Below are 11,972 nucleotides of genomic sequence, written 5' to 3'. Positions count from 1 at the left end.
CGTCACCCGTCGGGCACCGCGGTCCGGGCGGCTCAGCCCTCGGCGGGGAGGGTCGAGGAGTGGTGGTTGACGATCAGCCAGGTGCCGCCGCGTTTCTCGTACTCGAAGGAGTAGCGGGCGTCCAGCACCGTGGCGGCGCCGGTCCGCGGATCGGTCAGGTGGAAGCGGTAGAGGCCGGCGTCGATCGCCGAGTCGGCGTCCAGCACGGTGATCACCGAGCGGATCCGCTCGCCGCGCGGCCGCTTCCGGAGGAAGTGCTCGAAGTAGTCGGCGATCTCCGGGCGGCCGCTGCGGATCCGCGGCGAGGCGGTCGGCAGCAGCACCGCGTCCCCGGCATACCGCTCGGCGACCCCCGCGGGCTCGCCGCCGCGCAGCGCCGCGTTCCACGCGTCGAAGAGGCCGGCGATCTCGCTCTCGGCGGCCCTGCCGCGCCGGCCCCGGTCGTCGCCGGCCTGCGCGGCACCCACGCCGGCGGTGAACGCGGCCGCGGCGGCGAGGGCGGCGGCCACGGCGAGCACGACGCGGGTGCGGGTGCTGGTGCGGATCGTACGGGTCATCGGGGCTCCTGCTCATAGGAGTTGACGGCATGCCGGCTGCGGGATCACTCTCCCGGGGAACCGGTTGGCACCCGCACGGCGCAGGGCAAAGGCGCGGACAAGGCTCGGTCAAGAAGCCTTGGCGGATCAGGAACGGTCACCCGGCGTTCCGGGTCGGCACCGAAAAGAGCGGGAAGCGACACCGGACGGGCCGCCGGACCCCACGGACGGACCCCGCGCGGCTCGGCGGCCGACGGCCGCGCCGGGCTTGAAGCTGCCGCAGCGGCAGCCCCTACTGTCCTGACCGGGGCCGGGCGGACCGGCCCCGGTGAATCACGTGAGGAAGACCGAATGGAGTCCTGGCCGATCGCCGAGGTGGCACGGATGTCCGGAGTCACGGCGCGGACCCTGCGGCACTACGACGAGATCGCGCTGCTGCCGCCCGCCGGGATCGGCACCAACGGCCACCGCTACTACGAGGAGGAACAGCTGCTGCGACTCCAGCAGATCCTCGTGCTGCGGGCGCTGGGCCTGGGGCTGTCGGACATCGCCCGCGTCCTGGACACCCGGGTGGACGAGCTGGAGGCGCTGCGCGGTCACCACCGCCGGCTGCTCGCCGAGCGCGACCGCCTCGACGCGCTGGCCGCGACGGTCGCCCGCACGATCACCGATCTGGAGCGATCCAGGAAGGACGGTACGCCGATGACCGCGATCAACCGGCCCGAGAACCTCTTCGAGGGGATTCGGGCCACCGACTACCAGGAGGGCCTGCGGGCGTTCCCCGAGCTGGCCGAGGCCACCGCGCGGGCCGCGGCGGAGCTGAGCCCCGAGGAGGTGGAGGCGGGGCAGCGCGAGCGCACCGCGCTGATGATCAGGCTCGCCGAGCTGATGGCCGCCGGCGAGCCGGTGGACGCCACGGCGGTGCGGGCCGAGATCGACGGGCAGTACCGGGCGCTCAGCGCCGTCCGGCCGGTCTCCCCCGCGGAGTTCCGGGCGATGGGGCGCGCCTGCGTGGACAACGAGCCGTGGCGGGCGGCCTACGAGTCGATCGCCCCCGGGCTGGCCGCGTACCAGCGGGACGCGATCGAGGCGTACGCGGCGGCGCTGCGGGCCTGAGCGGCCCCGCCGGGGCCGGGCGGGCGCGGACGGGTGGACGGGACCCGCTCGCGCCCGCTCCCGCCATCCGCACTCGAACGGGTGATCTACGCTGGTGGGGTGCCCCTTCTCGTTCGTCGCCGCCACGTGGACCTGCTCCGCGTGACCAGCATGTCCTGTCGACGCTCCGGCTGAACCTCGCGCCCCTCACCCTCAGCGCGGCCGCCGAACGGCCGCGTCCCCCCTCCCGGCCCCGGGCACACCCGCCGCACCAGGCGCGTGCCCGGCGTTCCCGGTCACCACCGGAGCCGGCCGGGACGAGACCCAGCGGATGTCACCCATGTCGCAGCAGCACCAGCCCACCGACCCCGCCGACGCCCTTCCGGTGATCGACCTCTCGCTCGCCGGCGGCAGCCCGGCGGACCGCACCCGCCTGCACGACGAGCTGCGGACCGCGGCCACCGGCGTCGGCTTCTTCCAGCTCGTCGGCCACGGGGTCACCCCCGCCGAGACGGCCGCCCTCACCGACGCCACGCGGGCCTTCTTCGCCCTCCCCGAGGCCGACCGCCTCGCCGTCGCCAACCTGCACTCCCCGCACTACCGCGGCTACACCCGCACCGGCGACGAGCGCACCGGCGGCAGCCGGGACTGGCGCGACCAGCTCGACATCGGCGCCGAACGGCCCCCGCACGTGCCCGCCCCCGGCGAGCCCCCGTACTGGTGGCTGGAGGGCCCCAACCAGTGGCCCGCCACGCTCCCGGAGCTCCGCGACGCCGCGCTGGCCTGGATCGACCGGCTCGGCGCGGTCGCCCGCACGCTGCTGCACGAACTCCTCGCCGCGATCGGCGCCCGCCCCGACTTCTACGACCCCGCCTTCGCCGGCCACCCGCACCTGCGGCTCAAGCTGGTCCGCTACCCGGGCACCGCCCCCGACGGCGCCGCCCAGGGCGTCGGCGCGCACAAGGACTACGGCTTCATCACCCTGCTGCTTCAGGACACCGTGGGCGGCCTCCAGGTGCAGCGCCCGGACGGCTCCTTCCTGGACGTCCCGCCGCTGGAGGGCGCCTTCGTCGTCAACCTCGGCGAACTGCTGGAGGTCTCCACCGACGGCTACCTCAAGGCCACCAGCCACCGCGTGATCAGCCCGCCCGGCGCCCGCGAGCGCTTCTCCGTCCCGTTCTTCTACAACCCCCGCCTCGACGCCCACATCGAGCCGCTGGACTTCCCCCTCGCCCACCACGCCCCCGGCGCCACCCAGGACCCGGCCAACCCGCTCTACGCCGACTTCGGCTTCAACGAGTGGAAGGGCTACACCCGCGCCCACCCCGAGGTCACCCGCCGCCACCACCCCGACCTCGCCGCCTGAGGACCCCGGCGGGCCCGCGCTCCCCGCCGGAGTGCGGGCCCGCTCCGTGTTCGGGGGCGTGGACCCGGTGGGACAGTGGTGTCACACTCGTGGTGTCACAGTGGTGGTGCCATGGACGGGAGGCGGGGGTGGAGGTGCGGCTGACGGTGGACGAGTTGGCGGCGCGGGCGGGGGTGACGGTGCGGACGGTGCGGTTCTACGGGACGAAGGGGCTGCTGCCGCCGCCGGTGCTGGGGGCGCGGCGGGTGGGGTGGTACGGGGCGGAGCACCTGGACCGGCTGGGGCTGATCGAGGAGTTGCAGCGGCAGGGGCTGACGCTGGCGGCGATCGAGCGGTACCTGGCGCGGCTGCCGCAGGGAACGACGCCGCTGGATCTGGCGATCCACCGGGCGCTGGTGGCGTCGTGGACGCCGGAGGTGCCGGAGGAGGCGGGCCGGGAGGAGGTGGAGCGGCGGGCCGGGCGGCGGCTGTCGGCGGAGCAGGTGGACCGGCTGGCCGCGATGGGGGCGCTGGAGCGGACGGCGGACCCGGAGGTGTTCCGGGTGGACCCGGGGCTGCTGCCGCTGGGGGTGCGGATCCTGGACGTGCCGATTCCGCTGGAGACGCTGGTCGCGGCGCGCGCGGTGGTGGTGGAGCACAGCCGGGCGACGGCGCGGGAGTTGCAGCGGCTGTTCCGGGAGACGGTGTGGAAGCCGTACCGGGAGAGCGAGCCCGCGCCGGACGACGTGGAGCGGATGAAGGCGCTCACCGACCACATCCGGCCGATGGTGGCGCAGTCGCTGGTGACGGCGTTCCAGCGGTCGCTGCGGGAGGAGTTGGGTGAGGAGCAGGGCGAGGCGTCGGGTGAGGAGTCGGGTGCGGAGCTGGGCGAGGCGGCCGCCGAGGAGCGGCGGGCCGCCCCGCCCGAGTGAATGACCGGTCCGTGATCAGTCCGTGAAGACGCGCCCCTCGGCGGCGATCCGCTCCAGCAGGGCGGGCGGCGCGAACCGCTCGCCGTACGCGGCGGCGAGTTCGCGGGCGCGCGCCGCGAAGCCGGCCGGGCCGCCCGGGTAGCCGTTGATGTACTGCAGGACGCCGCCGGTCCAGGCCGGGAAGCCGATCCCGAGGATGGAGCCGACGTTGGCGTCCGCGACCGAGGTGAGCACGCCCTCCTCCAGGCAGCGCACCGAGTCCAGGGCCTCGCTGAACAGCATCCGTTCCTTGAGGTCCTCGAACGGGACGGCGACGTCCGCGCGGGTGAAGTGCTCGCGCAGGCCCGGCCAGAGGCGGCCGCGCACGCCGTTCTCGTCGTACTCGTAGAAGCCGGCGCCGCCGCCGCGGCCGGGGCGGCCGAACTCGTCGACCATCCGGTCCACCACCGCGTCCGCCGGGTGGGCGGTCGACTCGCCGCCGGAGGCCTCGACGGCGCGCCGGTGCTCGTCGCGGATCCTGCGCGGCAGGGTGAGCGTCAGCTCGTCGAGCAGCGCGAGCACCTTGGCCGGGTAGCCGGCCTGGGCGGCGGCCTGTTCGACGCTGGCCGGCTCGACGCCCTCGCCGATCATGGCGACGCCCTCGTTGATGAACCGGCCGATCACCCGCGAGGTGAAGAACCCGCGCGAGTCGTTGACCACGATCGGGGTCCTGGCGATCTGCCGGACCAGGTCGAAGGCGCGGGCCAGCGCCTCGTCCCCGGTCCGCGGGCCGCGGATGATCTCCACCAGCTTCATCTTGTCGACCGGCGAGAAGAAGTGCAGGCCGATGAAGTCGGCGGGGCGGCGCACGCCCTCGGCGAGCAGGCCGATCGGCAGGGTGGAGGTGTTGGAGCAGAGCAGGGCGTCCGCCGCGACGACGCCCTCGATCTCCTGGAACACCTTGTGCTTCAGCTCGGGGTTCTCGAAGACCGCCTCGATCACCGCGTCACAGCCGGCCAGGTCGGCGGCCTCGGCGGTGGGGGTGATCCGGGCGAGCAGTTCGTCGCGCTGCGCCTCGGTGCTGCGTCCGCGCGCCAACGCCTTCGCCAACAGGCCTTCGGAGTAGGCCTTTCCGCGCTCGGCGGCCTCCACGGTGACGTCCTTGAGCAGCACCTCGATGCCCGCCGCGGCACAGGCGTAGGCGATGCCGGCGCCCATCATGCCGGCGCCGAGCACGGCGACCTTGCGGACCGTTCGCTTCTCCACCGAAGCGGGCCGTCCCGCACCGGAGTTGACCGCCTGGAGGTCGAAGAAGAGTGCCTGGATCATGTTCTTGCTGGTCTGCCCGCAGGCCAGCTCGGTGAAGTAGCGGGCCTCGACCACCATCGCGGTGTCGACGTCCACCTGGGCGCTCTCGACAGCGGCGGCGAGCACGTTGCGCGGCGCCGGGTAGGGGGCGCCGGCCAACTGCTTGCGCAGGTTGGCGGGGAACGCGGGCAGGTTGGCGGCGAAGGCCGGGGTGCTGGGGGTGCCGCCGGGGATCTTGTAGCCCTTGACGTCCCAGGGCTGGACGGGGGCCGGGTTGGCCTCGATCCAGGCGCGCGCCCGGGCGGTCAACTCCTCCGGGGTTTCCACGAGTTCATGGACCAGACCGTGTTCGAGGGCCTGCGCCGGACGGTACTGGCGGCCCTGCAGCAGGAACTTCAGCAGGGCGTCGGTGATGCCGAACAGCCGGACGGTACGGACGATTCCGCCGCCGCCGGGGAGCAGGCCGAGGGTGACCTCGGGCAGGCCGATCCGGCTCGCGGGAGTGTTCAGGGCGATCCGGTGGTGACAGGCGAGGGCCAGCTCCAGGCCGCCGCCGAGCGCGCTGCCGTTGACCGCGGCGACGACCGGCCTGCCGAGCGTCTCCAGGCCGCGCAGGGCGCGCTTGATCCGCATCGACTTCTCGAAGACGGCGGCGGCGTCCTCGGGGCCGGCGGCGGAGAGCATCCGCAGGTCGCCGCCGGCGAAGAAGGTCTTCTTGGCGGAAGTGACGACCACGCCGCGCAGGTCACCGGCGGCGGCGAGGCCGGCCAGCCTGGCGACGGCGGCCTCGAAGTCGGCGGTGAACGCCTCGTTCATGGTGTTGACGGACTGGGCGGGGTCGTCGAGGACGAGGGTGACCACGCCGTCCTGGTCCTGCTCCCAGCGGATGGTGGTGGTGTCGCTGCTCATGGGTTCGGGTCTCCGGAGGAGGTGGGAGGTGGGGAGGCGGACGGGGGGACGGGGGGACGGGGGTCAGACGCGCTCGACGACGGTGGCGATGCCCATGCCGCCGCCCACGCAGAGGGTGGCCAGGCCGTAGCGCAGGTCGCGCCGCTCCAGCTCGTCGACGAGGGTGCCGATGAGCATCGCGCCGGTGGCGCCCAGCGGGTGGCCGAGGGCGATCGCGCCGCCGTTGACGTTCACCTGCTCCGGAGAGAAGCCCATCTCGCGGATGAAGCGCAGGGCGACGGCGGCGAACGCCTCGTTGATCTCGACCAGGTCGATGTCGGCGGCGGTCAGCCCGGCCCTGGCGAGTGCCTTGCGGGTGGCGGGCGCGGGGCCGGTGAGCATGATCGTCGGCTCGGATCCCGAGACGGCGGCGGAGACGATCCGGGCGCGCGGCCGCAGCCCGTAGCGCTCGCCGGTCTCGCGGTTGCCGATGGCGACCAGGGCGGCGCCGTCGACGATGCCGGAGGAGTTGCCGGCGTGGTGGACGTGGTCGATGGCCTCCACCCAGTGGTACTTCTGCAGGGCGACGGCGTCGAAGCCGCCGGCCTCCCCGATGGCGGCGAAGGACGGCTTGAGGGCGGCCAGCGTCTCGACGGTGGTGCCGGGGCGGATGAACTCGTCGCGCTCCAGCACCACCAGGCCGCTGCGGTCGCGGACCGGGACGACCGAGCGGTCGAACAGGCCGTCGGCCTGGGCCTTGGCGGCGCGGGCCTGGGACTCGGCGGCGAAGGCGTCGACGTCGGTGCGGGAGAAGCCCTCGATGGTGGCGATGAGGTCGGCGCCGATGCCCTGCGGCACGAAGTTCGTCTCGTAGGCCGTCATCGGGTCGGCGAACCAGGCGCCGCCGTCGGAGGCCATCTTCACCCGGGACATCGACTCGACGCCGCCGGCCAGGACGAGGTCCTCCCAGCCGGAACGGACCTTGGCGGCAGCCAGGTTGACGGCCTCCAGGCCGGACGCGCAGAAGCGGTTCTCCTGGACGCCGGCGACCGTGTCCGGCAGGCCGGCGGCGATGGCGGCGATCCGGGCGATGTCGGAGCCCTGGTCGCCGACCGGGCTGACCACGCCGAGCACGATGTCGTCGATCGCCGCCGGGTCCAACTCCGGGAAGCGGCGGCGGATTTCATGGATCAGGCCGACGACCAGGTCGATCGGCTTGGTGCCGTGCAGGGAGCCGGTGGCCTTGCCCCGGCCGCGCGGGGTGCGGATCGCGTCGTAGACGTACGCTTCGGTGGTCACGGTGGGGAGCCTTTCGGGGCAGCGGGGTTGACGCGGGGATTGCGCGGGGGTCGGGACGGCGGGGTGGCCGGGCGGCCTGGCGGCGGGGGACGGTCGGAGGTCAGTCGAGCAGGGAGCGGACCACGATCTCCTTCATGATCTCGGTGGTGCCGCCGTAGATGGTCTGCGACGCGGCCGTCGGCGAACGCCCGGGCGACCGGGCATTCGGTGGCCAGTTCGGCGATCTCGAAGCGGACGTGCTGGAGCCTGGCCGAACGCCTCGCGCCGCTCGACGTGGGCGCCGGCGATCGCGGCGGCGGCGATGGTGAGCCGTTCCTGGGCGAGGTTGCGCATCAGGTGGAGGAAGCCCTGGTCGAGCCCGCCGAGCAGGTTCTCCTTGGGGAAACGGACGCCCTGGGGGAACAACTCGCCGGTGTCCTGGGCCTTCTGGACGATCTTGTCAAGGTTGCCCTCGGGGGCGGCGAGGCCGAGCAGACCCTGCCGACCGACGGCCGGCCAGGCCTCGCGGTCGACGGTGCCGGCCTTCTCCCAGCGGTCGTCGTGCGGCAGCACCTCCTTGGCGAGGAAGGCCCGGACGGTGGCCCGGAAGTCCTCGTGCTCCTCGGTGAAGAGGTCGCGTTGCACGGCAGTCTCCTCGGCGGGACGGTCGGTTCAGTCCGACGGTGGCGGGGCGAGCGCCGGCACGCCCCAGTCGGCGGCGACCTCGGCGGCGTCGGCGGCCGGCCGGCCGGGCGGACGGCGCAGCGCGCCGGGGGTGGCGGAGAACCGCGGGGCGGGCGCGGGCTGGGTGACACCGTCCACCTCGACGTACGTCGCCCGGCTCGTCAGGTGCGGGTGGGCATGCGCCTGACGCATCGTCAGTACCGGTTCCACACAGGCGTCAGAGCCCGCGAAGACGGCCTCCCACGCGGCGCGCGGGCGGCTGGCGAAGCGCGCGGCGATCCGCGCCCGCAGCTCGGGCCAGCGGGCGGTGTCCCACTGGCCGGGCGCGTCCGGGCCGAGCTCCAGCAGCCGGGCGAACTCGGCGTAGAACTGCGGCTCCAGGGCACCCACCGCGAGGTGGCCACCGTCGGACGCCGGGTAGACGGCGTAGAACGGCGCGCCGCCGTCGAGCAGGTTGACGCCGCGCCGGTCCTGCCACCGCCCGCCGGCCAGCAGTCCCTGGAGGACGGCGGTGAGGTGGGCGGCGCCGTCGACGATGGCGGCGTCGACGACCTGTCCGACCCCGGTGGCGCGGGCGTGGTGCAGGGCGGCGAGCAGGCCGACGACCAGGTAGAGCGAGCCGCCGGCGTAGTCGCCGAGCAGGTTCGCGGGGAGGGCGGGCGGCCCGTCGACCGTGGCGGGGGCGACCAGGCCGAGCGCGCCCGACACGGCCGTGTACCCGATGTCGTGCCCGGCCCGGGCGGCCAGCGGTCCGCGCTGCCCCCACCCGGTCATCCGCCCGTACACCAGTGCGGGGTTGCGGGCCAGACAGTCCTCCGGCCCCACCCCGAGGCGCTCGGCGACGCCGGGCCGGTAGCCCTCGATCAGCAGATCCGCGCGGGCGGCCAGGTCGAGCACCCGGCCGGGCCCGCCGGGAGACTTGAGGTCGACGACCACCGACCGCTTGTTCCGCCCCGCGACGTCATAGGCCGGCTCGATCCCCAGCGGCGAGGGCTCGGGCCGGTCCACCCGAACCACATCCGCGCCGAGATCCCCCAGCAGCATCGCGGCGAACGGTCCGGGCCCGATCCCGGCGAGCTCGACCACCCGCACACCCGCCAGCGGCCCGCCGCGCCCGCCCCCGTCGCTGTCACGTTCCGGCGCCACGGTCCCTCCGGGGGTCGACGAGGTCTGACAGCAAAGCTGTCACACTCGCGATGATAGGGAAGCGACCGTTCAGTAACAAGACCTTCGGGCCGCCCGCCGACAAGCCGATCACCCCTGGCCACCCCCTCCTCCCCGGGGACCGCGCCGCCGCCTCCGGTTCCCCCCGGCGGGGGAGGCGGATCGGGTTGCCGGAGGAGGTGCGGGTGGGCGGGTGGGCGGGAGTGTGGGGGCATGACCTCGACGCTTGTACTCCCTCCCACCGCCCCGCCCGTCGGCCGGGTGCGGACCGCCGCGGCCTGGACGGCCGTCGCGGCGACCGCGCCCTACCTCACGCTCAAACTGCTCTGGCTCACCGGTCATCCGGTCGGGGTCGGGGACGCCGAAGCCATGGACGACCTGTGGCTGGTCAACCTGCTCACCTTCGGCATGGACGCCATCGCCGTCGTCCTGGCGCTCGCGTTCGCCCGGCCGTGGGGGCGGCGCGCGCCGGCCGGGCTGCTGGCCTTTCCGATGTGGGTGGCGACCGGGCTGCTCGGCACCCTCCTGGTCGCCCTGCCGCTCTCCCTGGTGTTCTCGCTGGTGCTCGGACCCGAGGCCGCCGGGAGCGGGAGCGACGACGGGCCGAGCGGCTGGGTGTTCACCCTGGTGTACGGCGGATTCGCCGTCCAGGGGCTGGCGCTGATCACCGGGTTCCTGCTGTACGCGCGGGAGCGCTGGGCCGGGCTGCTGCGCCGGGACCGGATCGGCGACCTGCCGCACTCCCCCACGCTGACCACCCAGCGGGCCTTCGCGTGCGTCGCCGCGCTGCTCGCCGCCGGGGTCACGGCGGCCCGGCTGTACTGGGCGTTCGGCGGGTCGGCCGGGCTGCCGTTGACGTGGGTGGAGCAGCGCGGCCGGAGCGTGGCGATCATGGACTCGGTGACGGCGGTGATGGCGGTGGCCGCGGTGGCGGCGCTGCTGGTGCTGGTGTTCCGGCGCCGGCCGGGGTGGCGGGTGCGCGGGCCGCTGGCGGTGGTGTGGACGGCGGCCGGGTCGGTGTTCGGCTGGGGTTCCTGGCAGTTGGTGGCGTTCGGCACGTCCGTCACGGCCCCCACCGACCCGCGCGAGGCGGTGCCGGGGCTGCTGCCGCTGGTGGAGGCGGCGCAGGTGGTGACCGGGCTGCTGGTGCTGGCGGTGGGCGCGATCGCGCTGGTCGAGCGCGCGGCGGCGGCCGGCCGAGCGGCCGAGCGCGCTGACGTAGAGTCTGCGAAGTGATCACGGGGGCGGGTCGGGAGCGGGACGGGAACGGCGGCACGCTGCGGCGGGCGGCGGGCGCCCTGTTCGGACGGCGGGCCCGGCTGCGCTGGGTGCACCTGGTGCTCGGCGGCGCGCTGCTGATGCCGTACTGGATGCTGTCGACGGTCGCCCTGGGGGCACTGGACCCGCGCAAGGGCTCGCTGGTGCAGGTCCTGCTGTACTTCGCCGCGCTCGGCGCCTCGCTCCCGATGGCCGCCGTCACGGCCCTGGTCCCGGCCGTCCGCGCCCTGGAGGGGGCGGCCGCGCTGGCGCTGTGCGGGCCCCGGCGGGCGGCGGAGGTGGTCACCGGCCCGGCCCGGTCCTGGGCGGCCCGGCGGCGGACGGCCGCGTGGTTCGTGCTGCACCTGCTGTTCGGCGGCATCGTCAGCGGGATGACGCTGGCGGGCGCGCCGTTCGCGCTGGTGCTGGCCCTGCGGCCGAGCGGCTTCGAGGAGATGGTGCGGTTCTGGGAGGCCCGGGGCGTGCCCGGCTGGCTGCCCGGTCCGGTGCTGGGCGGCGCGCTGCTGGCGCTGATCGTCGGCACCAGCGCCGGCCTCGGCGCGCTGCTGGCGCGGTGGGCGCCCGTGCTGCTCGGCCCGACCCCGGACGAGCGGCTGGACACCGCCGAACGGGGGGCCGCCGTGCTCGCCCAGCGCAACCGGCTGGCCCGGGAGCTGCACGACTCGGTCGGCCACGCGCTGAGCGCCGTCGGCATCCAGGCCTCGGCCGCCGCCCGGGTGCTGCGCTCCGACCCGGAGTTCGCGGCGGAGGCGCTGGCCGCCATCGAGGAGACCGCGCGGGGGGCCGTCGCCGAGCTGGACGCGGTGCTGGGGCTGCTCCGTGAGGAGGACGGCGACGCGGCCGGGCCCGCCGGGCCGACCCTCGGCGGGCTGGACGACCTGCTGCGGCAACTGGCCCGCACCGGGCTGGCGGTGGACGCCGAGCTGGCCCCCGGGCTGGACCGGCTGCCGGGCGCGCTCTCCCGCGAGGCCTACCGGATCGTCCAGGAGGGCCTGACCAATGTGCTGCGGCACGCCGGGCCGGTCGGCCCCGCGCCCGCCCGGCTGCGGGTCGCCTCCTCCGGCGGGCGGCTGGAGATCGAACTGACCAACCCGCTCGGCCGGTCGCGGCCCAGCCGGCCCGGTGGCGGGCGCGGGCTGCGCGGGATCGGCGAGCGCGCGGCGGCGCTGCGCGGCGGCTGTGAGGCCGGGCCGGTGGACGAAGGAACGACGTGGCGGCTGGCCGTCTGGCTGCCGGTGGGAGGAGAGCGGTGAACGGGAACGCGGCGAACGGGAACACGGTGGACGGTGTGACGGGCCCGGCCGGCGGGCCGGTCCGGGTGGTGATCGCCGACGACGAGCGGCTGGTGCGCACGGGCCTGCGGGTGGTGATCGACGCCGAGCCGGACCTCACCGTGGTCGGCGAGGCGGCCGACGGCGCCGAGGTGGTGCCGCTGGTGCGCGAACTGCGGCCGGACGTGGTGCTGATGGACGTGCGGATGCCGGG

Annotated in this window: 10 protein-coding genes and 1 pseudogene; 6 read left to right on the top strand and 5 right to left on the bottom strand. The window is 75.1% G+C overall.

The features are described 5' to 3' along the window. Window positions 1-32: 32 nt before the first annotated feature. Window positions 33-557: an SgcJ/EcaC family oxidoreductase gene (locus ABD308_RS00780; RefSeq protein WP_344323008.1), complete on the bottom strand. Its 525-nt coding sequence runs from the start codon at window positions 555-557 to the stop codon at window positions 33-35. Between the two features lie 330 nt (window positions 558-887). Here ABD308_RS00780 and ABD308_RS00775 point away from each other — a divergent pair, with 330 nt between their 5' ends. The 3 genes from ABD308_RS00775 (at window position 888) to ABD308_RS00765 (ending at window position 3,908) form a co-directional block, all read left to right on the top strand. Continuing rightward, complete coding sequence (locus ABD308_RS00775) at window positions 888-1,652, top strand: MerR family transcriptional regulator (RefSeq protein WP_344322996.1); 765 nt, start codon at window positions 888-890, stop codon at window positions 1,650-1,652. Window positions 1,653-1,971: 319 nt separating this feature from the next. Next, a complete protein-coding gene (locus tag ABD308_RS00770) occupies window positions 1,972-2,997 on the top strand; it encodes an isopenicillin N synthase family dioxygenase (protein WP_344322986.1) in 1,026 nt (341 codons plus the stop codon). A 128-nt stretch (window positions 2,998-3,125) separates the two neighbouring features. Continuing rightward, window positions 3,126-3,908: a MerR family transcriptional regulator gene (locus ABD308_RS00765; RefSeq protein WP_344322975.1), complete on the top strand. Its 783-nt coding sequence runs from the start codon at window positions 3,126-3,128 to the stop codon at window positions 3,906-3,908. Window positions 3,909-3,923: 15 nt separating this feature from the next. Here ABD308_RS00765 and ABD308_RS00760 read toward each other — a convergent pair whose 3' ends face one another. From ABD308_RS00760 to ABD308_RS00745, 4 genes and pseudogenes are all read right to left on the bottom strand, one after another. Continuing rightward, window positions 3,924-6,104 carry a 3-hydroxyacyl-CoA dehydrogenase NAD-binding domain-containing protein gene (locus ABD308_RS00760; protein ID WP_344322964.1) on the bottom strand — a complete coding sequence of 727 codons (2,181 nt, stop codon included), beginning with the start codon at window positions 6,102-6,104 and terminating at the stop codon, window positions 3,924-3,926. A gap of 63 nt (window positions 6,105-6,167) precedes the next feature. Then, entirely contained in the window at window positions 6,168-7,382 is a 1,215-nt protein-coding gene (locus ABD308_RS00755) for an acetyl-CoA C-acetyltransferase (RefSeq protein WP_344322953.1), read from the bottom strand. A 100-nt stretch (window positions 7,383-7,482) separates the two neighbouring features. After that, window positions 7,483-7,829: pseudogene (locus ABD308_RS00750) on the bottom strand (acyl-CoA dehydrogenase family protein); the annotation flags it as partial. Between the two features lie 204 nt (window positions 7,830-8,033). Continuing rightward, a complete protein-coding gene (locus tag ABD308_RS00745) occupies window positions 8,034-9,191 on the bottom strand; it encodes a CaiB/BaiF CoA transferase family protein (RefSeq protein WP_344322943.1) in 1,158 nt (385 codons plus the stop codon). A gap of 231 nt (window positions 9,192-9,422) precedes the next feature. On the opposite strand from ABD308_RS00745, the gene ABD308_RS00740 reads away from it, so the two are divergent. The 3 genes from ABD308_RS00740 to ABD308_RS00730 form a co-directional block, all read left to right on the top strand. After that, window positions 9,423-10,445, top strand: a complete 1,023-nt coding sequence (locus ABD308_RS00740) for a hypothetical protein (RefSeq protein WP_344322932.1) — start codon at window positions 9,423-9,425, stop codon at window positions 10,443-10,445. Next, entirely contained in the window at window positions 10,442-11,740 is a 1,299-nt protein-coding gene (locus tag ABD308_RS00735) for a histidine kinase (RefSeq protein WP_344322922.1), read from the top strand. Before ABD308_RS00740 ends, ABD308_RS00735 begins: the two co-directional genes overlap by 4 nt. Window positions 11,741-11,775: 35 nt before the next feature. Beyond that, on the top strand, window positions 11,776-11,972 hold a 197-nt coding region (locus ABD308_RS00730; RefSeq protein WP_344323191.1), incomplete at its 3' end, for a response regulator transcription factor.

Source organism: Kitasatospora putterlickiae, from assembly GCF_039527695.1.
Lineage (GTDB): Bacteria > Actinomycetota > Actinomycetes > Streptomycetales > Streptomycetaceae > Kitasatospora > Kitasatospora putterlickiae.
The sequence above is the reverse complement of the archived record's forward strand: the minus strand, read 5'-3'. Positions and strand labels throughout refer to the sequence as shown.